Source organism: Pseudomonas sp. ERMR1:02, assembly GCF_002277815.1.
Taxonomy (GTDB): Bacteria; Pseudomonadota; Gammaproteobacteria; order Pseudomonadales; family Pseudomonadaceae; genus Aquipseudomonas.
Genome location: NZ_NKJI01000020.1, coordinates 1 through 23,635, shown reverse-complemented (window position 1 = coordinate 23,635; position 23,635 = coordinate 1). Strand labels below are relative to the sequence as shown.

Annotated in this window: 14 protein-coding genes and 8 pseudogenes; 11 read left to right on the top strand and 11 right to left on the bottom strand. The window is 58.7% G+C overall.

Annotated features, from left to right (window positions below; translation table 11 throughout):
* Window positions 1-47: 47 nt before the first annotated feature.
* A pseudogene (locus CES87_RS26085) lies at window positions 48-203 on the top strand (transposase domain-containing protein); the annotation flags it as partial.
* A gap of 173 nt (window positions 204-376) precedes the next feature.
* Here the strand turns inward: CES87_RS26085 and CES87_RS26080 are convergent.
* The 3 genes and pseudogenes from CES87_RS26080 to CES87_RS26070 form a co-directional block, all read right to left on the bottom strand.
* Window positions 377-706, bottom strand: a complete 330-nt coding sequence (locus tag CES87_RS26080) for a hypothetical protein (protein ID WP_128608369.1) — start codon at window positions 704-706, stop codon at window positions 377-379.
* Window positions 707-869: 163 nt separating this feature from the next.
* Complete coding sequence (locus CES87_RS26075; protein ID WP_256591088.1) at window positions 870-1,367, bottom strand: divalent metal cation transporter; 498 nt, start codon at window positions 1,365-1,367, stop codon at window positions 870-872.
* Window positions 1,368-1,497: 130 nt separating this feature from the next.
* Window positions 1,498-1,839, bottom strand: a pseudogene (locus CES87_RS26070) (alpha/beta hydrolase); the annotation flags it as partial.
* Between the two features lie 267 nt (window positions 1,840-2,106).
* Between CES87_RS26070 and CES87_RS26065 the strand changes: the two are divergent.
* Window positions 2,107-2,988 carry a phage antirepressor N-terminal domain-containing protein gene (locus tag CES87_RS26065; protein ID WP_128608368.1) on the top strand — a complete coding sequence of 294 codons (882 nt, stop codon included), beginning with the start codon at window positions 2,107-2,109 and terminating at the stop codon, window positions 2,986-2,988.
* Window positions 2,989-3,033: 45 nt separating this feature from the next.
* Here the strand turns inward: CES87_RS26065 and CES87_RS26060 are convergent.
* Together CES87_RS26060 and CES87_RS26055 are read right to left on the bottom strand one after the other, a co-directional pair.
* Window positions 3,034-3,480: pseudogene (locus CES87_RS26060) on the bottom strand (aldo/keto reductase); the annotation flags it as partial.
* A 61-nt stretch (window positions 3,481-3,541) separates the two neighbouring features.
* Window positions 3,542-4,237, bottom strand: a complete 696-nt coding sequence (locus tag CES87_RS26055; protein WP_128608367.1) for a tRNA (adenine(22)-N(1))-methyltransferase TrmK — start codon at window positions 4,235-4,237, stop codon at window positions 3,542-3,544.
* A gap of 548 nt (window positions 4,238-4,785) precedes the next feature.
* On the opposite strand from CES87_RS26055, the gene CES87_RS34570 reads away from it, so the two are divergent.
* The 3 genes and pseudogenes from CES87_RS34570 (at window position 4,786) to CES87_RS26045 (ending at window position 7,774) form a co-directional block, all read left to right on the top strand.
* Window positions 4,786-5,379: a hypothetical protein gene (locus tag CES87_RS34570; RefSeq protein WP_322784202.1), complete on the top strand. Its 594-nt coding sequence runs from the start codon at window positions 4,786-4,788 to the stop codon at window positions 5,377-5,379.
* Between the two features lie 25 nt (window positions 5,380-5,404).
* Entirely contained in the window at window positions 5,405-6,115 is a 711-nt protein-coding gene (locus CES87_RS34565) for a HAMP domain-containing sensor histidine kinase (protein ID WP_322784201.1), read from the top strand.
* 323 nt (window positions 6,116-6,438) lie between these two features.
* Window positions 6,439-7,774 (top strand): annotated as a pseudogene (locus CES87_RS26045) (MFS transporter).
* A 29-nt stretch (window positions 7,775-7,803) separates the two neighbouring features.
* Here CES87_RS26045 and CES87_RS34560 read toward each other — a convergent pair.
* The 4 genes and pseudogenes from CES87_RS34560 to CES87_RS26015 all read right to left on the bottom strand — a co-directional run bounded on the left by CES87_RS34560 (window position 7,804) and on the right by CES87_RS26015 (window position 14,113).
* Window positions 7,804-8,614: pseudogene (locus CES87_RS34560) on the bottom strand (SDR family oxidoreductase).
* A gap of 1,012 nt (window positions 8,615-9,626) precedes the next feature.
* Window positions 9,627-10,431: pseudogene (locus CES87_RS26025) on the bottom strand (MBL fold metallo-hydrolase).
* Window positions 10,432-10,651: 220 nt separating this feature from the next.
* Complete coding sequence (gene mdeB, locus CES87_RS26020; RefSeq protein ID WP_128608366.1) at window positions 10,652-13,351, bottom strand: alpha-ketoglutarate dehydrogenase; 2,700 nt, start codon at window positions 13,349-13,351, stop codon at window positions 10,652-10,654.
* Between the two features lie 30 nt (window positions 13,352-13,381).
* Window positions 13,382-14,113 carry a DUF72 domain-containing protein gene (locus tag CES87_RS26015; protein ID WP_128608365.1) on the bottom strand — a complete coding sequence of 244 codons (732 nt, stop codon included), beginning with the start codon at window positions 14,111-14,113 and terminating at the stop codon, window positions 13,382-13,384.
* Between the two features lie 292 nt (window positions 14,114-14,405).
* Here CES87_RS26015 and CES87_RS26010 point away from each other — a divergent pair, with 292 nt between their 5' ends.
* On the top strand, window positions 14,406-14,930 hold the full coding sequence (locus CES87_RS26010; protein ID WP_128608364.1) for a cupin: 525 nt from the start codon (window positions 14,406-14,408) through the stop codon (window positions 14,928-14,930).
* Between the two features lie 673 nt (window positions 14,931-15,603).
* Here CES87_RS26010 and CES87_RS26005 read toward each other — a convergent pair.
* Window positions 15,604-15,840 (bottom strand): hypothetical protein, encoded by a 237-nt coding sequence (locus tag CES87_RS26005; RefSeq protein ID WP_128608363.1) that lies wholly within the window; start codon window positions 15,838-15,840, stop codon window positions 15,604-15,606.
* 179 nt (window positions 15,841-16,019) lie between these two features.
* Between CES87_RS26005 and CES87_RS26000 the strand changes: the two genes are divergently transcribed.
* From CES87_RS26000 to CES87_RS25975, 5 genes and pseudogenes are all read left to right on the top strand, one after another.
* The gene (locus tag CES87_RS26000) at window positions 16,020-17,783 is read left to right on the top strand and encodes an L-lactate permease (RefSeq protein ID WP_128608362.1); all 1,764 of its coding nucleotides are present in this window, start codon (window positions 16,020-16,022) and stop codon (window positions 17,781-17,783) included.
* Window positions 17,784-18,621: 838 nt separating this feature from the next.
* Entirely contained in the window at window positions 18,622-20,121 is a 1,500-nt protein-coding gene (glcD, locus tag CES87_RS25990) for a glycolate oxidase subunit GlcD (RefSeq protein ID WP_128608361.1), read from the top strand.
* Window positions 20,121-21,182, top strand: a pseudogene (glcE, locus tag CES87_RS25985) (glycolate oxidase subunit GlcE). Before glcD ends, glcE begins: the two are co-directional and overlap by 1 nt.
* Window positions 21,183-21,185: 3 nt before the next feature.
* A pseudogene (gene glcF / locus CES87_RS25980) lies at window positions 21,186-22,402 on the top strand (glycolate oxidase subunit GlcF).
* Between the two features lie 33 nt (window positions 22,403-22,435).
* Window positions 22,436-22,837 (top strand): heme-binding protein, encoded by a 402-nt coding sequence (locus CES87_RS25975; RefSeq protein WP_128608360.1) that lies wholly within the window; start codon window positions 22,436-22,438, stop codon window positions 22,835-22,837.
* 280 nt (window positions 22,838-23,117) lie between these two features.
* Here CES87_RS25975 and CES87_RS25970 read toward each other — a convergent pair whose 3' ends face one another.
* Entirely contained in the window at window positions 23,118-23,360 is a 243-nt protein-coding gene (locus tag CES87_RS25970) for a hypothetical protein (protein WP_128608359.1), read from the bottom strand.
* Window positions 23,361-23,635 lie beyond the last annotated feature (275 nt).

The following is a 23,635-nucleotide window of genomic DNA, read 5'->3' as shown; positions in this document are numbered from 1 at the left end:
GCGCAACATGACCCGGACGATAGTTTTGAACATCCAGCCATCACCCGAGCCCGGTGGGAACTGCCAAGCTAAACGGCTTGAACCCACAGGCGTACCTGACCTACGTGCTTGAGCACGTTGCCGAGCACCCGATCAATCGGGTGAGCGAGTTGCTGCCATGGAACATTTCTTTGAACCACACTGAACACTGCGAGGCCACCTGATCCATGGTTAAAACTGTCCGTTTACCGGCGGCGAGCGAGGAGAGAGCTTTAAACGTCTTCTCGCGAACAATAAAAAGGCCAGCGCTAAGCGTTGGCCTTTTTCTCATCTTTGCAGGTTGTTCTGGGTGTAGGGTCTCAAAACAGAGACCCATTCATAAGAAGCAAAATTGAACCTAGCTACCAATCTGGTGGCTTACCGCATTTTCTTGCTGGTTAAGCCGCTTTTGCTCCTGCTTGGTGATGTGCCCGCCATTCTTGCTAGCCATGCTCCGTTCTTCCTGACGAATCTGGTGGTCTTCCTTATGCAGATTGGCCGCCTGTGCCTTGGTAATTTCACCCTCTTTGACTTCGTTATGGATACGCTTGTTCTGGTTGGCCAGACGACTATTTACTTCAGCTCGACGTGGGTGATCTTTTTTCCACTGGCCATCAGCAGCCATTGCATTACCGGCAACCATACCAACAACGGCGGACAACAAAATAGCAACAAGCGTCTTAGACATGTTTGATTCCTACTGAGTGCTTTAAGGGCTGGCCCGGTTGATTTGATCAGCACCGCCGGCCATGTTGTTACTGAATCTTCCATGTGTCGTAGACCCGATTCAGTTCCGACAGTTCACTATTCCCGATAAGAAGCCAGAAGGTGTAAACCCTATTCAGGACGAGTCAGTACCACGATCTTCGATGTGCCACCGAGAAAAGCGAAACAGCGGGCGTCACAGGGTGTCGATGCATTGCAGGTCGAGTTTGCCGAACATGGTGGTCTCCTGGATCGACAGATGCAGTACCACGTAGAAGATGCTCTACATCGCAATGAAGCCCCAGAACATAGCGATCACAACCAGTTGTGCCGGACACTGCATAAGCGGCCGAGCCGGCCAGCACAGGGACCGCTAACATGCCGGTGCCAATGATGCCCCCACTGAACAACCAAAAAGCGAACTCCCCCGCAATCGGTCGCAAGGCACTGGCCGCCTGGGAGGATGATTGAATGTCTGTGACACCATGCATATTGAGTGTGACGGCCGTGGTCAACATGATAAAAAAAGCAATGATGTTAGAGAATCCCATGCCCACGATCGTATCCGCTTGAATGCGGCTAAAGCTGCTTCGTGCCTGGTCGGGCGCATCAATCAGTGGCCGGGCATCGGGGGCGGCGGCCATGTCTTCAACTTCCTGCGATGCCTGCCAGAAAAAAAGATAGGGCTGATGGTGGTGCCAAAAATGGCCACCAGCATTGTTATGTATTCCGGCTTCCTTTCGCCGGGGTGTAAACGTTGGCAGCAATATCCAGTCCATCAAGTTTGTAGGTGACCAAGATGGCCGGCCCGGTCTTTTCCAACAGAGCGCAAACGCCATTGGATGCGACGTCAATGTCGTAAGGCCCGGTATTGGGCGTCATCGACTGAAAGAACTGCTCCAATGCCGCCTGCCCACGAGGAAACTGGCTGCCCTTGAAGCTTTCGGGCCACAGGCCGATGCGGAATTGGTTGAACCACAGTTGCTCGTTCGGCACCGGTTTGATCGTCGTTTCAACCAGGCTGCGTCCCGCATCGCCACGGCGCGGCTGGTCGATCAGGTACGTGGAGAATCCTCGCCGCAGGAGAATGTTCTGGAACCCTTTACGGCCGTCGGCCTTTCATCCATTAATCGATAAACCGCGCCAATCACATCGCACTAATACCAGATTCACATAAGTTCGATGAATAAAACGAAAAAATCGCCTCTTGCAGAGGTGGCAGCGTTGGGTCGGGTACTGACATTCTTGACAGGAAGCAATCGGCCACTAGCGCACCTTCGCAAATCTCCTACAATCGATGACGTGGCATTTTGAATTCGGGTTCTTACCGGTTTTTGCTCGGCGGATATTCGAGCATGGAGCCGCAATTTTAGGAGTACCGCCATGCAGGAGCGTCTGATGTCTGTCCCGTTCTACGAGGACACGGTAGTTCTGGTAGGTCGGGATATTGATCCGTTCGTTGCTATGAAGCCGATCGTCACAAATATGGGACTGGACTGGAAAACGCAGCTCCAAAAACTGGGGGAGAGATTTAACTCCGTCATGGTTGAAATAACCACAACTGGAGGGGATGGCAAGCAATTCGGGTTGACCTGCCTCCCCCTGCGCAAGCTTCCGGCCTGGCTCTACTCAATCAGCCAGAACGACGTAAAACCTGAATTTCGCGCCAAGATCATTCGTTATCAGGAAGAATGCGACGACGTGTTGTGGGACCATTGGACCAAGGACAGCACTTCTCGCTCTGAATCGCCAAATGTTGCTCAACTTATAGCGCTCTCACGCCACCGGGTTGCACTGCTCAGAGAATTGAGTCGTACCTGCGACAACGCCATCCGCACCGCGATCCATGAGCAACTTGCGCTCGCCTCCCACCAGTTAGGATTGTCAGTCCCCGACCTGACCAGCATTGGCGCCAGGACACCGGCACCCGCCGACATATTGATCGAGTTCTGGAGTGCGCTTGAGATCCTTGACCGCAAGGGTGTGCCCTACAACCACTGCACCCCATCGAAGGGTTTTCTCTACTTGCAGCTTCCCCACCTCGCACAACTTTTCAAAAAACACAACATTCAGCTCAAGTTCACACGCGAACTACGCCAAGCGATGAAAGAATCAAAGCAGCCACGTTATGTGAGTAACACGACTCAACACAGCGTAATGGAACGTATCTCATTGAAATGCTGGGTATTCGAGAAGCCCCTTCGCCGCGAGCAGGAGGTTTTTCAAGCCATCCAGAAAGATTCAGTCAGGCGTAACACAGCCTGACTAAACGTACAGCAGCCGAACGACCCGGCGACCTGCTCAATAGTGTCAGGCGGCGCTGCCAGGGACATTTGTTCCCGTGCCCGACGGCAGGAACGGTCGAATTTCGTCGATTTCCGCGGCGCTAATGCGTAACTCCGAGGCTGCAATCAGCCCGTCTACTTGTGCGGGACGGCGGGTACCGACAATGGCGCCCGTCACTACCGGTTTGCGAAGAACCCAGGCGATCGCGACCGCAGCAGCGCTCACGCCGTGCCTTTCTCCGATGCGTGCCATGACGTCAACCAATGCCAGGTTGGCACTCAAACGGGGCTCCTGGAAGTCAGCGCTTCGGGTCTTGCGCCAATCGTCTTCGGGCAGTTGCGAGATGCGTTGGCGCGTCATGCTGCCGGAAAGTAGCCCCGATTGAAGCGTGGAATAGGCAAGGACACCCATCCCCGCCTGCTCACAGAATGACAGGACGTCCTTCTCGATGTCCCGCATCAAGGCGGAGTACCGGCATTGGCCAGGTTAGACAATCGCAGGCGTTTTCACTCACCCTGGGTAGTCTGGACGCTCAAGCCAGCAATTCGATGATCCACCGGGCCTGCCGGGCGATCTCCTGCACCTTCTCATCGGGCACGGCCTGCCGCGCCCGGGCAAAGTGGGTCAGGGTCTGCTGCTTGTGACGCAGAATGCGCTGCCACTTGCCCAGGAACGCCGGGCTGCGTGTCTGCATCTGCAGCGGGCCGAAGTACAACTGCTCAACGGTGTACATCACCGGTCCGGCTCGCTCGGCGACGATAATTTCGTAGTCGAAGCGGTTTTCCCGCAGCACTTCCTCGCAGAGGATGCGGTAACCATTTTCCATCAGCCATTGGCGCAGTGGCTGCTCGCCGCCGTTGGGCTGCAGAATCAGGCGTTCCTGGCCGCTCAGACGCGCCTTGCCGCTGTCGAGGATGTCGCGAATCGTCTCGCCGCCCATGCCGCAGATGCTGATCGCCGTGATCCCGTCTCCCTGCTCTATCGCCGCCAGGCCATTGGCCAGGCGCACAGTGATCCGCAGGTCTTGGCCGTTCTCGCGCACGGTGCGTTCGGCGGAGCGGAACGGCGTCAATGCCACCTCACCGGCCACCGCCGCCGCGATGGCGCCACGACGCATCAACGCCACCGGCAGGTAGCCGTGATCCGAGCCGATATCGGCCAAGCGCGCACCTGCTGGCACATGCGCTGCCACGCGCTCCAGGCGCATGGACAATGTCTGTTCGTTCAACTGCAGCCCCTTTCACCACGAACGTCCGGCACCTATGGCCGGATCGGGGCGTAATTCTGTCGAGCAACGCCGTGCATTTCAAATTTATATGACCAGGGCCATGGCTCGTGATCGGGTCGAAGTGGGTACGCGTCCCCTATAGGAGCCGGCTTGCTGGCGAAGACGCAAGTCCAGTCAACACCGCAGTGCCTGATACACCGCCATCGCCAGCAAGCCGGCTCCTACAGATACGCGTGTTTTCCAATACCTTGCGTAGGGGCCGATTTCGCTTCTGCTTTGGCTCCTGCTCTGCTCATTACCTTAACAGGGGGATTGTCCCCAAAATTGGCGCTTCTTCCCCCAAGCGTGCGTTTTCCTTCGTGCTGACGAATGCCAGAAACATTCAATTTTCTGCGTATCAAGCACTAAACAGTACGGTTACCGGTTGCCTTGCCAACGTCATGTACACGTTGGACTTTTTGGCATAGAGAATGCTGAGTATTGATCAAGACTCAATGTGTAGTTCGCGCTGCTAAAACTGAAACAGCAGCATGCATAGGACGCTTCCCATGCAAACAATTTCAGTTTTTTTCCGACGCCTGCATTGGCGGACAGCCGACTCAATCGCGCCGACAACACCACACAACCTCCTGCGGTGGTTCTCGCTCATCAGCTTCATCCTGATCAGCGCGATAGCTATCGGGCTGGGTACAGTGGCGACCCGCTTCCTGGTCATGGAAAGCCTGGAGCGAGACGCCCTTTTGTCAGCGCAGTTTATCCAGACCATCGCCAACGTTGAGATACGTCACCACCAGTTGACCGGGATGCGGATGGGTGACGTTTTGGCAACCACCCAATATGGAATGCTGTCGCAAGAAATGGCGCAAAAAAGGCACCGTGCCCGCGCCGAGTTCCTTGACCACCTTTCGCAGCTCCCGGACTCACTCCTGATTAACATCTACTCCCCTCTTCGGACAGTGATGTGGTCGACCAATGCGCAGCTTATCGGGCAAAAACTTCTGAACGACGCGGCACTTGAAGCGGCATTCAGCTCCAAAGAACGGGTTTCCACCCAATACAGCAATGCTGATAAGCGCCGTCCCGAACAGCTTTTTTGCTCGCTCCCAAAATGTTCTTCATCGAGAGCTACATCCCCCTGGTAGATGATCGGGGAATACTCTGGCAGTAGTGGAAATTTACAAGGAACCGGCCGATCTAATTGAGCGCCTCAATCGTGGCCACTGGATAATCTGGCTGTCTACCGCACTGTGCGGTCTGCTCCTTTACTTCGGGCTGTACTGGATTGTTCGACGGGCATCAATTCAGCTGGCATCACAGGAGGCCCAGCTCGTCGCCAACAAAACCTATATTGGCCTGGTCGAGATGTCGACGGCAGTCGCCCATAGTGTCCGTAATCCCCTGGCCTGTATCCGCTCCAGCGCAGAACTGGCGAACGAGACCGACGGCCAACCCGCCAGGAAGAATATCGACGATATTGTCAACCAAGTGGATCGGATGTCGCAGTGGGTGCACGAATTGCTGCTGTGCTTGAGGCCGCTCCGTGGAGAGGCAGAACAGCTGGAACCCATGATTGTGGTACAGGCAACACTGGCCGGCTTCAGCGCACAACTGACTCGAACAAGAATCCAGGTCGAGTTCAAAAATGAGCCCACCTCCCGGATAATCAGTAACCCACTTTTACTTTCTCAAATTCTCAATAGCGTCATTGCCAACGCTATGGAGGCAATGCTGGGAGGGGGAAAATTAACCATCCAGGCCCATGTGGATGAAACCCGTCAGTGGCTGCATCTCATCATTAGTGACACCGGGGATGGAACTTCACGGCAACAAGAAATGATGGCTTTCAAAACCTTTACACCACCAGGCAAGGCAAGCTAGGTATAGGGCTGATCATGGTGAAGCAGATCATGGAAAGTTTTGGTGGAGAAGCCAGCCTGAATCACCACGTACAACAGGGAACATCCGTGCGCTTGAGTTTCAGGGTTGTGGAAAGAGGTGCGAGCCTGGCGCGGAGCACGCCGAATTTTCGCGCCTCGTGACAAGACTCGCTCTGCAATCATGACCAATCAATCTGGCGCGAATCATGCTTGATTCAACTGCATGAAGTCGGTACTGACTATGCGGATGACACCTTGGAAGCGAACCGCCTCAGTGACTACCCCGATAATCGATAGCTTACGGATCAAATGTCGAGGTCAAGCATGACAAGCGCATCTACAGAGCAGGTCAGCCCTAAAACGCTGAAAAAAGTCATTGTGGCCGCCGGCATCGGCAATTTCGTCGAGTGGTTCGACTTCGCCGTCTATGGCTTTTTAGCCACGACCATCGCCCAGCAATTTTTCCCAGCGGCGATGCAAGTGCCGCACTGCTCAAGACCTTTGCGGTTTTCGCCGTGGCCTTTGCGTTTCGCCCACTTGGCGGGATTTTCTTCGGCATGCTGGGCGACAGGATCGGCCGCAAGCGAACCCTTGCGATGACGATTTTGCTGATGGCCGCAGCGACGACCCTGATCGGTTTGCTGCCCACTTATGCCGCGATCGGGGTCATGGCGCCGATTCTTCTTTCCCTGATTCGTTGCGCCCAAGGCTTTTCCGCCGGCGGAGAATACGCAGGTGCCTGTGCCTACCTGATGGAGCACGCACCGAGTGATAAACGCGCCTGGTACGGCAGCTTCATTCCGGTGTCGACATTTTCCGCCTTCGCCGCCGCTGCAGTGGTTGCCTACGCACTCGAGGCGTCACTCTCGGCCCAAGCGATGGGAAGTTGGGGCTGGCGCTTGCCGTTCCTGATTGCCGCGCCGCTGGGCCTGGTGGGTCTGTACCTGCGCTGGAAGCTGGATGAGACGCCGGCTTTCCGTGCGGTGACCAAGGAACATGCAGTCGCTCATTCGCCACTCAAAGAGACGTTGCGCAATCATGGTGCGGCAATCTGCTGTCTGGGCGCCTTTGTGTCACTGACGGCGCTCTCGTTTTATATGTTCACCACCTACTTCGCGACCTACCTGCAAGTTGCGGGCGGCCTGAGTCGCGCAACGGCGTTGCTGGTGTCACTGATTGCATTGATATTCGCCGCGGCGATCTGCCCGCTGGCCGGGTTGTATTCGGACAAGGTCGGACGCCGAAGGACGATGGTGACGGCTTGCGCTTTGTTGATTGTGGCGGTGTATCCGTCGTTCCTGATGGCCAGTTCCGGCTCGTTCGCAGCGTCCATCGTCGCGTCATGCTCTTGGCGATTGGCGCGGTATTGTGTGGGGTGGTCACTGCGGCCCTGCTCTCGGAAACCTTCCCTACCCGAACTCGCTACACCGCATCGGCTATCACCTACAACATGGCGTACACCATCTTCGGTGGTACCGCACCGCTGGTGGCTACGTGGCTGATCACCACCACCGGCAGCAACCTGTCGCCGGCGTTCTATCTGATGATGGTTGCAGTATTGGGGCTGGCGGGTGGTTTGGCATTACCGGAGACGTCAAGGATTTCCCTGCATGACGTGCAGCCGGAGGAAAAAAGCGCAGGCGTGCGCGTCGACGCCTGATCACCAGCACTACGAAATCACGCGCCCTCTCATTGATCCACTACGGTGGGCGTCGCGGCCGTACCTGCCAGGAGGCCGCCGTCGATGTTGAACTCACTGCCGGTCATGTACGACGCGTCATCCGAGGCAAGTAGCAGTGCCACGGCTGCAACTTCTTCGGGCATCCCGAACCGCCGCAGTGGAGTATCTCGAACCAGTGCGGCCATTCGCTCTTCACGATCGGGCCGCTGCCCAGCATTGGCTCCCACATGGGTGTGAGAATGGCCGCTGGATGAATCGAGTTGCACCGGACTTTGAGACCTTGCCCGGCACAGTAGAGCGCCACCGTCTTTGTGTGATTACGCACCGCGCCTTTGGACGACGCATAGGCCGCAGCTCCCGGAATGCCGACCAGGCCTGATCGAGAGGAGATGTTGATAATGGAGCCTGATCCGAGACGCCGCATGGCGCGAATGGCGTACTTGCAACCAAGGAATACACCATCGAGATTGGTTTGATGAACTGCGTGCCAGTCCTCCAGACGCGCATGCTCCGGGTCGTGCTGCACGGCGCCGTGCTCAAATCCGGTGATGCCTGCGTTGTTCACCAGGACGTCCAGCCTGCCGCGCTCCTTCAGGACTTGCGACGTGACTCGCTGCCAGTCTTCTTCGCGTCGCACATCAAGGTGCAGATAGTTGGCGTGATCACCGAGTGAATTTGCAACGCTTGTGCCGAGCTCGTCGTTGATATCAGTGACGTAGACAAAGCAACCCTCCTGCGTGAAGAGTCGCGCAATCGCTGCGCCAATCCTTGGGCGGCCCCGGTAATGATTGCAGTTTTGGTGGTGAGTTTATTGGCCATAAGTGATGCAACGAGTCCCTTGATTTGATACGCACGTAGGGTGAAGCAATGAGTCTCAAAAAGCAGGTGCCGGCCCCCTACCGGAGTTGGCTGGCAAATCGATCCCGAGTATAGACTGCCCCCGCGAAACACCAGCGAGCGAAGAAATGGCGCGTCCACGCAATGCTCCCTCCTTCGCTGACTCGACCAGACCGTTGTTGCGGGCCCGGAAGTCGAGTACCCGTAGGGGCCGGCTTGCCAACGAAGACTGACTTCCAGTCAAAAAATTACCGCCTGACCCACCGCTTTCGCTGGCAAGTGTTGGCCGCAGACTTTGCGTTCACAGAAAATCAAAACTGTAGGAGCGAGCCTGCTCGCGAAAAACCCGAGGCGACGAGGTGAATCAGGCCTCCCGCGTCATCGTTGACCACCATCGCGAGCAGGCTCGCTCCTACAAGGGGTCTGTGTTGGCCGCAGGCTTTGCGTTCACCGAAAATCAAAACTGTAGGAGCGAGCCTGCTCGCGAAAAACCCGAGGCGACGAGGTGAATCAGGCCCCCCGCGTCATCGTTGACCACCATCGCGAGCAGGCTCGCTCCTACAAGGGGTCTGTGTTGGCCGCGTTTTGCGTTCACTGAAGATCAAACTGTAGGAGCGAGCCTGCTCGCGAAAAACCCGAGGGCGACGAGGTGAATCAGGGCCCCCGCGTCATCGTTCACCACCATCGCGAGCAGGCTCGCTCCTACAAGGGGTCTGTGTTGGCCGCAGGCTTTGCGTTCACCGAAAATCAAAACTGTAGGAGCGAGCCTGCTCGCGAAGAACCCGAGGGCGACGAGGTGAATCAGGCCTCCCGCGTCATCGTTGACCACCATCGCGAGCAGGCTCGCTCCTACAAGGGGTCTGTGTTGGCCGCAGGCTTTGCGTTCACTGAAGATCAAAACTGTAGGAGCGAGCCTGCTCGCGAAAAACCCGAGGGTGACGAGGTGAATCAGGGCCCCGCGTCATCGTTGACCACCATCGGGAGCGCGGAACCCTCAAAACTCGAAACGGCTCAATGCTGTATGCAGGTCAAATGGAAGGTAACGCGATTGCCGATCACGCATGACCTTGATCATCGCGATCTCGGGATCACTGGAAAACACCAGCCGACCAGCACTGGCCACGAGGTGGTCGAGTAGCCGTTCTTTCTCGCCAACAAGAACTTCCGGATTGCGATCGTTGGCTGTCGTGACATCCAGGCTTAGCCAATGAGTACCCGGAATCAAATCGCCTGCAAACACTACCGGCCCGCCCGGCATGGCGATTTCCGGTATCAATTGCCCTGGCGTGTAACCATCGCTGTAGTGGAACTGCCAACCGTCGCCAAGCTCTTCACAGCGGGCGCCATCGACCAGCACCAGCCGACCACTGCTTTCAAGCCTGTGCACGATCTGCCGGACGAACAAGGCGCGATCATGGGGATGGTTGTGACGAGCTCGGGACCACTGACGCTCGCCGGTAATGTAATGCGCGCCGGGAAACAGCAAGCGCGGCGTATTGCCGTCATCCACCGCAGCACAGAGTTCGGGGTGAGTTGCGCATGTAGGTGCGTGAGCACCACCGCACTGATGTCGCCTTCCGTCAGACCATGTTGCGCCAGACTGTCCAGCAGGCCCGGGGATGTTTCTGGCAGCTACAGGTCCGTCGCAATGGCGCAAGCAACGCACCGGCGCCGGCCAGAACCAGGATATTCCTGCCTCCTTGCTGTACCAACAGCCCGCGCGAGGCCAGATCCACCAGGTTGTCCTGGTCAGGCTTGAGCCAGTCCGCCCACAGCTGCCGCGGCGTATTGCCGAACATCACACCACCATCAAGTTTGCGACTTCTACCGGCCAGAGTGGATATACAACGGTTCACAACAGTTACCTCTTAGAATTCACGCCATTGCGCATAGCGTGCGGCGGACACCTTTCATCAGGTCTACAGGTTAATCCTCCATCACCTCCTCGCACCCCACCCGAGTGGAGTGGGTCACAACGTCCAGCGGGCAGCAGAAACGCATGCTGTCAAAAGCCGCACGCTAGGCTTGCCAGGGCGCCGAGCTGTCAACGTCGAAGGCGTATCTGACAATGGCCTCGGTACAGACACCCGCATCAAGTCGTCCCTCATGAACCAGCGCCGTCAGCGCGCTCAAGACGATTTGATGCCGATCCACTTCGAAGAAACTGCGCAGCCTGTTGCGGGTATCGCTGCGTCCGAAACCGTCGGTGCCGAGCACGGTGTAACGGCCATCCAGATAGCTGGCGATCAACTGCGGCAAGGCGCGAACGTAATCGGTGCAGGCAATGATCGGTGCCCGATCGTTTAGCGATGCCTGGACATGGCTGTGTCGCGCCGGTTGTTGTGGATGCAGGCGATTCCAGCGCTCGACTTCACGGGCATCACGGGCCAGCTCGGTGAAACTGGTGACGCTCCACACCTGGCTGTCGATGTTCCAGTCGCTGGCCAGCAACTCGGCGGCGGCAATCACTTCGCGCAAAATGGCACCGGAACCCAGCAACTGGACACGGCCGCGGGCATCCTTGACTTCATGTCGGGCAAACAGATACATGCCCTTGATGATCGCCTGTTCGACACCTTCAGGAAGGTTGGGCTGAGCGTAACTCTCGTTCATCAGCGTCACGTAATAAAACTCGTCCACCTGACGCTCCAGCATCTGGCGCATGCCGTGATCGAGAATCACCGCGAATTCGCCGGCGAATGCCGGGTCGTAGGCGCGGCAATTGGGCACCATCGCTGCCATAAGGTGGCTGTTGCCGTCCTGGTGTTGTAGACCTTCGCCGCCCAGCGTCGTGCGCCCTGCGGTGGCGCCGAGCAGGAAGCCGCGGGCCCGTTGATCCGCCGCCGCCCAGATCAGGTCGCCGATGCGCTGGAAGCCGAACATCGAGTAGTAGATATAGAAAGGCAGCATGGCCAGGCCATGCACCGAGTAACTGGTCGCAGCGGCCACCCAGGAACTGATCGCCCCGGCCTCGCTGATACCCTCCTCCAGAATCTGACCGTCCAGGGCTTCCCGATAGCTCAGGATCGAACCGATATCTTCCGGCTCATAACGCTGGCCGACGCTGGAGTAGATACCGATTTGCTTGAACAGGCTGGCCATGCCGAACGTGCGCGCTTCATCCGCCACGATTGGCACGATGCGCGGTCCCAGTTGTTTGTCGCGCAGCAAACCACTGAGCAGCCGGACGAAGGCCATGGTGGTGGACATTTCCTTGCCTTGGGCGGCAATGGCAAACGCGCCATAGCTGTTTACATCGGGTACCGCCAGTGGCTCGCAGGCGCAAGTTCGTGCAGGCATATACCCGCCCAAAGCCCGGCGACGTTCGTGCAGATAGCGCATTTCAGCGCTGTTGTCGTCAGGCTTGAAGAAGCTCAATGAGGCGGCTTGTTCATCGGTCAATGGCAGGTTGAAACGGTTGCGGAATGCGATCAACGCCTCCTTATCGAGCTTCTTCTGCTGATGCACGGTCATCTTGCCCTGACCGGCGTCGCCCATGCCGAAACCCTTCTTGGTCTGCGCCAGAATGACCGTGGGCTTGTTGCCTTCGAGCAGTGCGCTTTGATAGGCGGCGAAGATCTTCACCACGTCATGACCACCGCGCTTGAGGCGGTCGATCTGATCGTCGGTCAGATCCTGGGCCAAGCGCGACAATGCCTCGTTCTGGCCGAAGAACTGCTCGCGATTGAAGCGCCCGTCTTTGGCCGCGAACGTCTGGAACTGGCCATCGACAGTGCTGGACAACGCCTTGACCAGCGCGCCATCGGTATCGCGCGCAAACAAGCCGTCCCAATCTGAACCCCAGACCAGTTTGATCACGTTCCAGCCGGCCCCGCCGAACAGCGCCTCCAGTTCGTCGATGATGCGGCCGTTGCCACGCACCGGCCCGTCCAGCCGTTGCAGGTTGCAGTTGACCACCCACACCAGATTATCCAGCCCTTCGCGCGCAGCCAGGGTCAGCGCCGACATGCTTTCCGGCTCATCCATTTCGCCGTCACCGAACACGCCCCATACGGTCCGGCCCGTGGTGTCTTGCAAGCCTCGATGATGCAGATAGCGCATGAAACGTGCCTGGTAGATCGAACTGATCGGACCGATGCCCATGGAGCCGGTCGGAAACTGCCAGAAGTCCGGCATCAACCACGGGTGCGGATAACTCGACAAGCCCCGTGCGCCATTGACGCGAGCGCCGATTTCCTGCCGATAGTGCTGCAAATCCTGCTCGTCGAGGCGCCCTTCGAGAAAGGCCCGGGCATAGACACCCGGCGCCGAGTGCGGTTGATAGAACACCAGATCACCGCCGCTGCTTTCGGTTCGTGCCTTGAAGAAGTGGTTGAAGCCCACTTCGAACAAATCGGCAGCGCTGGCATAACTGGCAATGTGTCCACCCAATTCGCCATAGGCGAAATTCGCCCTGGCGACCATCGCCAACGCGTTCCAGCGCATGATCGAGGCCAGACGTTCTTCGATGGCCAGGTCCCCCGGAAACAGCGGCTGGCGCTCAACGCTGATGGTATTGATGTAAGGCGTGCCATGGCTGGGCCGCCAACCGAGGTCTGATTCGCTTGCCACAGCCACCAGCATGTCGAGGATCTGTTTGGCCCGGGCCGAGCCGCCATGGGCAATGACCGATAGCAAGGCATCACGCCATTCAGCGATTTCCTGGATGTTTTGTGCTGTCTGGTCCGGTGATTGGGCATGAGTCTCCGAGGGGTTCATGGGCAACTCCTGCAAGTGTCAAGTGACGCTTCATAATAACGACTGCAGTTTGAGTAACGTCAACGCGTTGCCCATCGCGGCACTGCTGGCCGTGTTGTCAAAAATGCACCACGTCGTTTGTCCATCGACACGGCCAGTCTGAAGCTTGAACGCCAGGTCTTTCAGCCAAGCCAACTCATAGGCACTGTAGTAGATGCGCGGTGAACCGTGCAGCCGCCAGTACTGCAATCCAGCCCATCCACGCGGGGACATATCGGTGCTGATGCGCGACGGATCTACCGCCACTTGTGCAATACGATGCTGCACCAGCAGTGATTGAGCACCCACCCAGGACTCATGCCGTGGTTCCAGCACCACATGGCCGGAAAAGCGGCTTCTCAGCGCTGTGAAAAATGCCACCGCAACCGATTCATCAAACACCAAAGACGGCGGTAATTGCACCAGAAGACAACCCAGGCGATCCTCCAACCCTGAACACTGAGCCACAAATTCATCCAGCGCCTGGTTGCACTGCTGCAAGCGAAGTACGTGGGTTATCTGCTTCGGCATTTTTACACTGAAGCGAAAGCCCGATGGTACAGAGGCTGCCCAACGTGCGTAGGTCTGCTGGCGATGAGGGCGATGAAACGAACTGTTGATTTCAACGCCAGTGAGTTGCGACGCATAGCGCTGCAAATGAGTGCCTTGGGCGGCGAAAGCGGCCGAATGCTCGCGATTCAGACTCCAGCCTGCGCATCCGATGAAAATTGGCTGACGGTTCAATTGCTGCCCCCGGACAAACTCATTATCAATATGGGTGCGAGGGTGAAACTGCGGTTCCTTTTTTCATTTGCTACAACCGATCAGTGGTTCGCGGCAAATTTAATGAACCCTGCCGATGAGTGCCCGCCTAACTGAAGGACTCCGGATCCTCAGCGGACCGGATACTTGAGCCTGACGCCCCGCAGGAGCTGGCTTGAACTGGTCGCAGATGTGCGGGAGGTGTTGGTCCAGACGCGGAACTAATATACGAATCGCGCAAGCATCCGCTCAAAGCAAGTTCCGGAGGCCGATCATGACCGTATCGCAAGCTGTACAAACCCTGCTGCTGGAGCGCAACGATTGGGTCCCCAACAACCCGAGCCTGCCGGTATTGATTTACCCGAAGGCCATCGCCGTACAGGGTCATGATACGGCTGCGCTGTTCGAGAAGACCTTCAGCGCCAATGGCTGGCCGCCGCAGTGGCGTGACGGCGTGTACAGCTATCATCACTATCACACCGAAGGCCATGAAGTGCTGGGCATCGCCAGCGGCCATGCGCGTTTGCTGCTGGGTGGCCCTAATGGTCATGTGCTGGAAGTCGGCCCGGGCGATGTGTTGCTGCTGCCCGCTGGCACCGGTCACTGCAAGCTGAGCGCCAGCGACGATTTTCTGGTAGTCGGCGCTTACCCGCCGGGCCAGCGTCCCGATATCCGCCGCGAGGCGCCGAATCCGGCGCAATTGGCCAACATCGCCAAACTGCCATTTCCCGATCAGGACCCGGTGCAAGGTGCCGATGGCGCGGTACGCCAATTCTGGACATTGGATGGCGTCTATTGACTGACAGATTGCGCAAGCTAGAAAAAGCTACGCCGCTGTACATCAGCGTCGCGACCGAAATCGACCAGTTGTAACCCCCTCCTGTAGGAGCGAGCTCGCTCGCGATGGTCCCAAAGGCACCGCGTTTATCCAGATCGAGCGCGTCATCATTGACGTCCATCGCGAGCAGGCTCGCTCCTACAAATGCCGGAGCTACAGACGAAAATTAGAAAGCCCGCACAAGGCGGGCTCTAGTGGGTTAAGTAGGTGGCCAGTGCTGGTCTCTGGCTTACGAGGTTTATCAGGACTCTCACAGTGACAGCAATGCGCTGTCCTGCTTCACACGGCATAAGGGCTGGATCTCAGCGCGGAGATCTTTCTAACCGTGTACCCTTCGGAACGCGCCCCACGCGTCCTCGCTATCCGCTTGCGCATCAGTCTGCGTTTTCACCTACAAGTTCAAGATTAGCAAAGCTCTCAGGGTATGGGACGGTGTTTTTAGACCGATTTCATACTTCGATCAGCGCCGCAGGATGGAAAAATGCTAAATGGCACGGCCCGGACAATGCCTATTCCTGTAGGAGCGAGGCTTGCCCGCGAAGAGGCCATCACATACAACATTGATGTTGGCTGACACGCCGCCTTCGCGGGCAAGCCTCGCTCCTACAGGTTTAAAGAAAATCAAAAACGTCTCTCACAACGTCCGCTGGCTATTGCCAATGCCCTTGGCAATATCAATCCCCCAATCCATCGCCGCCTCCATGTCCAGCATGTGCGGTTTCGGATCGTGATTCTCATCAATGACCGTGCCGTCCGGCCGGTAGACGCCGATAAACATCCCCAACGAGCCGTCTTTCAATATCTCGGCTTTGACCCTGATGCTGCATCCGTTCGACAGCGTCTCCTTGTGCTCCTCATGACGCTCTGTCATCGCGGTATTCCTCCCATTGCTGGTTTTTGACCCTATTGGCCATGCTAGCTCAGGCCATCGAAATAGCGCTGTTTGACGAGACAAAAGGCATGCGCTGACAGCGGCGTAATGCCACCTATACTACAAGCCACCGCCCCCCAAGGGTCTGCACGTCCAACAATAACAAGCAGAGGTGGAACATGGTCTGGCAGCAAATCTACGATCCGTTCAACAACCCGGTCATTTCAACCCTCATGGCTGCCGTACCCGTAGTAGTGATGCTGGCTTCACTGGCGTTTTTCCATGTCAAGGCGCACCTGGCGGCATTGCTTGCCCTTACCTCGGCACTGGTGATCGCCATCTTCGCTTTCGGCATGCCCGCCAACATGGCCGGTTCCGCGGCGCTGTACGGTGCCGCCAACGGTCTGTTGCCGATCGGCTGGATCGTGCTGAACATCATCTTCCTGCACCGGCTGACCACCGAAAACGGCTCGTTCAAAGTGCTGCAAGACTCCCTGGCGCGGATCACTGACGACCGTCGCCTGCAACTGCTGCTGATTGCCTTCTGCTTCGGTGCCTTCTTCGAGGGCGCCGCCGGCTTCGGTACGCCGGTGGCGGTGACCGGGGCGATTTTGATCGGGCTGGGTTTTTCACCGCTGGCTGCCTCGGGGCTGGCGCTGATCGCCAATACCGCGCCCGTGGCGTTCGGCGCGCTGGGCACGCCGATCATCACCCTGGCCAAAGTCACTGGGCTGGATGAAATGGAGCTGTCGATGATGGTCGGCCGGCAACTGCCGTTCTTCTCGTTGATCGTGCCGTTCTGGTTGATCTGGGCCTTCGCCGGTTGGCGCAAGATGCTGGAAATCTGGCCGCCGATCCTCGTCGCCGGAGTCAGCTTTGCCGTACCCCAGTTCCTCGTTTCCAACTATCACGGGCCCATGCTGGTAGACGTGATCGCCGCACTGATTTCCATGGCCTGCCTGACGCTGTTCCTGAAGGTCTGGAAACCGGCCACCGTGCACACCTCCGCCGCGCTGACCGGGCGGGTCGACAACTCGAAAATCGATGACGAGCACGCCAGCAAACCCCAACCGACCGCAGCCTTTGCCAGCGACTCGAAAAACGCTGTGATGCGGGCGTGGATGCCGTGGATCATCCTCACCGTCTTCGTGTTCGCCTGGGGCACCCAGGGTTTCAAAAACATGTTCGACACCCGCCCGGCGATCGATCCGGCCACCCATTCGGCCAAGCTCGATCCTCAGGGCAAACCGCTGCTGGAAGCCAACCCGGTGTTCGCGCCGATCCTGACCTTCTCCACCATTCACCAGCAGATCGAAAAGGTCCCACCGGTAGTGCCTGCACCTAAAACCGAAGATGCGATCTACAAATTCACCTGGTTCACCGCCACCGGCAGCGGCATCCTGCTGGCCGCGATTGTCGGCGGATTGCTGATGGGCTACTCCATCCCACAACTGATTCACCAGTACCTGCGAACCCTGTGGGTGGTGCGCTATTCGCTGATCACCATCACCGCGATGCTCGCTCTGGGCTTTCTCACGCGCTATTCGGGACTGGACGCGACCATGGGCCTGGCCTTTGCCGCGACGGGGATTTTCTATCCGATGTTCGGCACCCTGCTCGGCTGGCTCGGCGTGGCCCTGACCGGCTCGGACACGGCCTCCAACGTACTGTTCGGCGGGCTGCAACGGGTCACCTCCGAGCAACTGGGGCTCAACCCGGTGTTGATGGCCGCCGCCAACAGCTCCGGCGGGGTCATGGGCAAAATGGTCGATGCCCAATCCATCGTGGTCGCCTCCACCGCTACCCGCTGGTACGGCCATGAAGGGGAAATCCTGCGCTACGTGTTCTTCCACTCGATTGTGTTGGCGATTCTGGTCGGTGGGTTGGTGACGTTGCAGGCTTATGTGGCGCCGTTTAGTCATATGGTGGTGGGTGGGCATTGATTGACTTGGCCTGGCTTGCTCACGCGTGGCATTCAAGGGCGGATATGGATTGGGTGAATATCCATTCCTGCGGTAACGCCGACTTAGGGTTTCGCCCTTACGGCGAGTCCCTTTTCCAAACGCCGAAAAGGAACCAAAAGGCTTTGCCCCACCACTCGGTGCCTCGCTTGGGCTCGGCATGCCCTCACTCCGGCATTGCTCCGTGGGTCGCCGCGCTGGGCCATCCATGGCCCAGCGCGGCTAAACCGGCGTCCTGCCGGTTTAGCCACGGAGCAATGCCTGCGTTCGGCCAGCGTGGTTTAACGGGGCGCATGGATCAAAAACAAAGCGAGGCGGCCTGACAGCCGACCTGATTTCGAATGAACGCGTTCCTCTGTAGGAGCGATGCTTGCTCGCGATGGACGTCAACGATAACTCGACCTGTCTGAATGAACGCGTTGTCTGGACGTTTTTCGCGAGCAGGCTCGCTCCTACAGTGGAACGAGTCATCCACGCAATCAGGTCGGCTGTCAGGCCGCCTCGCGTTGCTTTTGCTTTTGATCTTCTTGCCCCCTCGAGAGGCCGAGCGCAGGTTCTGCGCAGTGGGTAACCCGGCATGGATGCCGGGTTAGCCGCGCTGGGCCAAGGATGGCCCATCGCGGCGGGCCCACGGAGCAGGACCGGAGCGAGGGCATGCCGAGCCACAGCGAGGCACCGAACGACAGGGGCAAGAGCCCTTGGTTACTTGGGGCTGTTCCAAGTGACTCGCTGTAAAAGCGAAACCGCCAGCGACGTAACCGAAGAAACGGATATGTACACCGCGCCCGGGCTTCCATGAACGGAGTATCGTAAAGCGACTATGAACATTCTCTACGATGAACGCGTCGACGGCGTGCTGCCTGACGTGAACAAGGCCAGGTTATTGCAGGCCCTGCAAACGCAATTGCCCGACCTGGAAATCCTGCATCAGCAGGAAGAACTAAAGCCGTACGAATGCGATGGCCTCTCGGCGTACCGCACCACGCCGATGCTGGTGGTGCTGCCGCGCGATCTCGCGCAGGTTCAGGGCGTACTCAAGCTTTGTCATGAAAAGAAGGTTCCGGTGGTCGCCCGCGGTGCCGGCACCGGTTTGTCCGGCGGCGCCTTGCCCCTGGAAAAAGGCGTGCTGCTGGTGATGGCGCGCTTCAATCAGATTCTGCACATCGACCCGGCCGCCCGCACCGCACGGGTCCAGCCGGGGGTGCGTAACCTGGCGATTTCCCAGGCCGCCGCGCAGTACGGCCTTTATTACGCGCCGGACCCCTCGTCGCAAATCGCCTGCTCCATCGGCGGCAACGTCGCGGAAAATGCCGGTGGTGTGCATTGCCTCAAGTACGGCCTGACCGTGCACAACGTGCTGAAAGTCGAAATCTTCACCGTCGACGGCGAATGCCTCAGCCTGGGATCCAACGCGCTCGACTCGCCGGGCCTGGATCTGCTGGCCTTGTTCACCGGTTCCGAAGGCATGCTCGGGGTAATCACCGAAGTGACGGTCAAACTGCTGCCCAAACCGCAGTCCGCCAAGGTACTGCTGGCAGCGTTCGATTCCGTGGAAAAGGCCGGCCGTGCCGTCGGCGACATCATTGCCGCCGGCATCATCCCTGGAGGCCTTGAGATGATGGACAACCTGGCCATCCGCGCCGCTGAAGACTTTATCCACGCCGGCTACCCGGTCGACGCCGAGGCGATTCTGTTGTGTGAACTCGACGGCGTCGAAGCCGACGTCCACGACGATTGCACTCGCGTGCGCACGGTGCTGGAGCAGGCCGGCGCCACCGAGGTGCGCCTGGCCAAAGACGAGGCCGAGCGTGTGCGTTTCTGGGCCGGGCGCAAGAACGCTTTTCCGGCGGTGGGCCGTCTCTCCCCTGACTATTACTGCATGGACGGTACGATCCCCCGCCGTGAGTTGCCCGGTGTCTTGAAAGCCATCGCTGAACTGTCCGCCGAGTACAACCTGCGGGTGGCCAACGTGTTCCACGCCGGTGACGGCAACATGCATCCGCTGATTCTGTTCGACGCCAACACCCCCGGTGAACTGGAGCGTGCCGAAAACCTCGGCGGCAGGATTCTGGAGCTGTGTGTGAAGGTCGGCGGCAGCATCACTGGGGAACACGGCGTGGGCCGCGAAAAGATCAATCAGATGTGCGCGCAGTTCAACAGCGACGAGCTGACCCTGTTCCATGCGGTCAAGGCAGCGTTCGACCCCAGCGGCCTGCTCAACCCCGGCAAGAACATCCCGACCCTGCACCGCTGCGCCGAATTCGGTGCCATGCACGTGCATGCCGGGCAGTTGCCCTTCCCTGATCTGGAGCGTTTCTGATGCACGGCACAGGCGATATCGACGACAGCAACGTGCTGCTGGAGCAGGTCAGCCGGGCGCTGGAAAGCGCCACGCCGCTACGCATTCAAGGCTCCAACAGCAAGGCCTTTCTCGGGCGCATCGTTGCCGGTGAAATACTCGACACCCGCTCCCACCGCGGCATCGTCAGCTACGACCCACCGAGCTTGTGATCACCGTGCGCTCTGGCACCGCGCTGGCCGAACTGATGCAGGTGCTCGACGACGCGCAACAGATGCTGGCTTGCGAACCGCCCGCTTTCGGCGACGGCGCCACCGTCGGCGGCATGATTGCCTGCGGGCTGTCGGGGCCCCGGCGCCCGTGGTCGGGTTCGGTCCGGGATTTCGTTTTAGGCACCCGGGTGATCACCGGTCTTGGCAAACATCTGCGCTTTGGCGGCGAGGTGATGAAGAATGTCGCCGGTTACGACCTGTCGCGCCTGATGGCCGGCAGCTACGGCACCCTGGGCCTGATCACCGAGGTCTCGCTCAAGGTACTGCCCAAGCCCCGGCAGTGCCTGAGCATCAGCCTGGACATGAACAGTGAGCGCGCCCTACAGAATCTGGCGCAATGGGGCCAGCAACCCTTGCCGATCAGTGCCGCATGCCATGACGGGGAACAACTGCACCTGCGGCTCGAGGGCGGCGAAGGCTCGGTCGCGGCGGCCCATGACCGTTTGGGCGGCGAGCTGCTGGACAGCGCGTACTGGGCCGATCTCAACGAGCATCGCTTGGCTTTCTTCGATGAGGACCAGCCGCTTTGGCGTCTGTCGTTGCCGAACAACACGCCGAAACTGTCCCTGCCGGGCCGTCAGTTGATCGACTGGGGCGGCGCCCAGCGCTGGCTCAAATCCGACGCCCAAGACACCTTCATTCGTAAAGTGGTCGATGAGGTCGGCGGGCATGTGACTGCTACAGCCATGGTCTGATCGACAGCCCGTTCCAGCCGTTGCCTGCGGCCCTGATGCGCTACCACCAGAGCCTTAAACAGCAACTTGATCCCCGGGCATTTTCAACCCCGGTCGCTTGTACGCGGAGCTTTGAACCATGCAGACCAACCTGAGCGAAAGCGCCCGCCGACTGCCCCGCGCCGAAGAGGCCGACAGCATCCTGCGCACTTGTGTGCACTGCGGTTTCTGCAACGCCACTTGCCCGACCTATCAATTGCTTGGCGATGAACTCGATGGCCCACGCGGACGCATCTACCTGATCAAACAGGTGCTGGAAGGCAACGAGGTCACGCGAAAGACCCAACAACACCTGGATCGCTGTCTATCGTGCCGTAACTGCGAAACCACCTGCCCGTCGGGCGTCGACTATCACAACCTGCTGGACATCGGCCGCGCGGTGGTCGATGCGGCGGTACCGCGCCCGCTCGGCCAACGCCTGCTGCGCGAAGGGTTGCGCACGGTGGTGCCCCACCCGGATCTGTTCAAAGCCTTGGTCAACGGCGGTCAGGTGTTCCGGGCGCTACTGCCTGATGCTCTGCAAAGCAAATTGCCGCGTAGCGCAACGCTGAGTAAACCGCGCCCCGCCACGCGCCATGCGCGACAGGTGCTGATGCTTGAGGGGTGCGTGCAGCCGGGTTTGTCGCCCAATACCAACGTGGCCGCGGCAAGGGTGCTGGATCGACTCGGGATCAGCGTCATCCCGAGCCGCGAGGCCGGGTGCTGCGGCGCTGTGGATTATCACCTGGACGCCCAGGCTGCCGGTCTTGATCGCGCCCGCCATAACATCGACGCATGGTGGCCTATGATCGAAAAAGGCGCCGAGGCCATCGTGCAGACCGCCAGCGGTTGCGGCGCCTTCATCAAAGACTACGGCCACCTGCTCAATAGCGATCCGGCCTATGCCGATAAGGCCAGAACGGTCAGTGCGCTGGCCAGGGACCTGGTCGAGGTGTTGCGTGACGAGCCGCTGGAAAAACTCGGCATACACAGTGCCCGGCGCCTGGCCTTCCATTGTCCCTGCACCTGCAGCACGCGCAGAAACTCGGTGGCGCGGTCGAGGCGCTACTCGAACGACTGGGTTTCAACCTGACCTTCGTGCCCGACAGCCATCTGTGCTGCGGCTCGGCGGGCACCTACTCGCTGACCCAGCCTGAATTGTCGCGACAACTGCGCGACAACAAAATGAATGCACTGGAAAGCGGCTACCCTGAAGTCATTGTCACGGCCAATATCGGCTGTCAGTCCCACCTTGACGGCGCGGGCCGTACGCCGGTGCGGCACTGGATCGAACTGGTCGAAGCCGCTTTGCCTTGACCGGCTTTCTTGATCAAAACCTGGAGATCACTCATGAAGAGCAAAGCCGTGCTGAGCCAGACCGAAGTCGGGCGGATTCTCGCTGCGGCGCGAACCGAAGCACAGAACAACCAATGGCCGGTGACGATTGTGGTGGTCGATGACGGCGGCCACCCCCTGGCCCTCGAACGCCTCGACGGCGCTGCGCCCATCAGCGCCTACATCGCCACGGAAAAAGCCCGCACTTCGGCCCTGGGCCGCCGCGAATCCAAAGGTTATGAAGAAATGGTCAATGGCGGACGCACGGCCTTTTTGTCGGCGCCGTTGCTGACTTCGCTCGAAGGTGGTGTGCCGATCATCGTCGATGGCCAGGTGATCGGCGCGGTTGGCGTATCCGGGGTCAAGGCCGAGCAGGATGCGCAGGTGGCGAAAGCCGGGGCGCAGTGCCTGAAATAAACACAAATCCCCTGTAGGAGCGAGCCTGCTCGCGAAGAACCTGAGAGCGCCGCTGGGTATCAGGCTCACAGCGTTATCGTTGACGACCATCGCGAGCGAGCTCGCTCCTACAAGGACCGCGTTACACCAGCTCAAGAGGAAGCGCACAGATGCCCCGTCTCACTGCAAAAGACTTTTCATGGATAGGCCAATGTCATCACATAGTGACCGGATTCAATTGTGACACCGTTGCTGTCGGCCAGCGCGTACTGGCGTTTTGACCCGTCTTCGCTTTCGGCGATCATTTGATGTGGGCCGTCGAGCCTTCGATTGAACGCACCGGCTCAACGCTGCGTGCGCTGATGAGCTGGTCAGCCGCCATGCCAGGACAGCCCTGCAAGGCGATGTCTTTACCAGAGGTGGAAACCCGACAAGGAACTTCCACGATAGCGCCCTGGAAGGAAACGAGGCCCTGTGATGCGACACAGGTTCCGCTCAGGCCAGTCAACAGGCCCATTGCGATGCAAATACGTAAACCAGTCATCTTCAAACTCCTTTGAAAAAGCTCATGTCTTCGAATCTGTAGCGGCGGGAACACGAAAACCTGTAGCAGCTGGCGAAGCCTGCGTTCGGCTGCGCAGCAGTCGTAAATTCTGATGACGCGGTCCTTCAGGATTGCCGCGTGTTCAGATCTCACGACTGCTGCGCACCGAACGCAGGCTTCGCCAGCTGCTACATGGCGGCGTGGTTACTTCGGTTGTGCCACCGTGCGCAAATAAGGCTTGAGGGTCTTGAAGCCGTCCGGATATTCTTCTTCGC

What these genes read in the sequence shown, in the direction of transcription:
- CES87_RS26080 (WP_128608369.1), bottom strand. Translation starts at nt 706, where the DNA reads ATGTCTAAGACGCTTGTTGCTATTTTGTTGTCCGCCGTTGTTGGTATG.
- CES87_RS26075 (WP_256591088.1), bottom strand. Translation starts at nt 1,367, where the DNA reads ATGGCCGCCGCCCCCGATGCCCGGCCACTGATTGATGCGCCCGACCAG.
- CES87_RS26065 (WP_128608368.1), top strand. Translation starts at nt 2,107, where the DNA reads ATGCAGGAGCGTCTGATGTCTGTCCCGTTCTACGAGGACACGGTAGTT.
- CES87_RS34570 (WP_322784202.1), top strand. Translation starts at nt 4,786, where the DNA reads ATGCAAACAATTTCAGTTTTTTTCCGACGCCTGCATTGGCGGACAGCC.
- mdeB (WP_128608366.1), bottom strand. Translation starts at nt 13,351, where the DNA reads ATGAACCCCTCGGAGACTCATGCCCAATCACCGGACCAGACAGCACAA.
- CES87_RS26010 (WP_128608364.1), top strand. Translation starts at nt 14,406, where the DNA reads ATGACCGTATCGCAAGCTGTACAAACCCTGCTGCTGGAGCGCAACGAT.
- CES87_RS26005 (WP_128608363.1), bottom strand. Translation starts at nt 15,840, where the DNA reads ATGACAGAGCGTCATGAGGAGCACAAGGAGACGCTGTCGAACGGATGC.
- CES87_RS26000 (WP_128608362.1), top strand. Translation starts at nt 16,020, where the DNA reads ATGGTCTGGCAGCAAATCTACGATCCGTTCAACAACCCGGTCATTTCA.
- glcD (WP_128608361.1), top strand. Translation starts at nt 18,622, where the DNA reads ATGAACATTCTCTACGATGAACGCGTCGACGGCGTGCTGCCTGACGTG.
- CES87_RS25975 (WP_128608360.1), top strand. Translation starts at nt 22,436, where the DNA reads ATGAAGAGCAAAGCCGTGCTGAGCCAGACCGAAGTCGGGCGGATTCTC.
- CES87_RS25970 (WP_128608359.1), bottom strand. Translation starts at nt 23,360, where the DNA reads ATGACTGGTTTACGTATTTGCATCGCAATGGGCCTGTTGACTGGCCTG.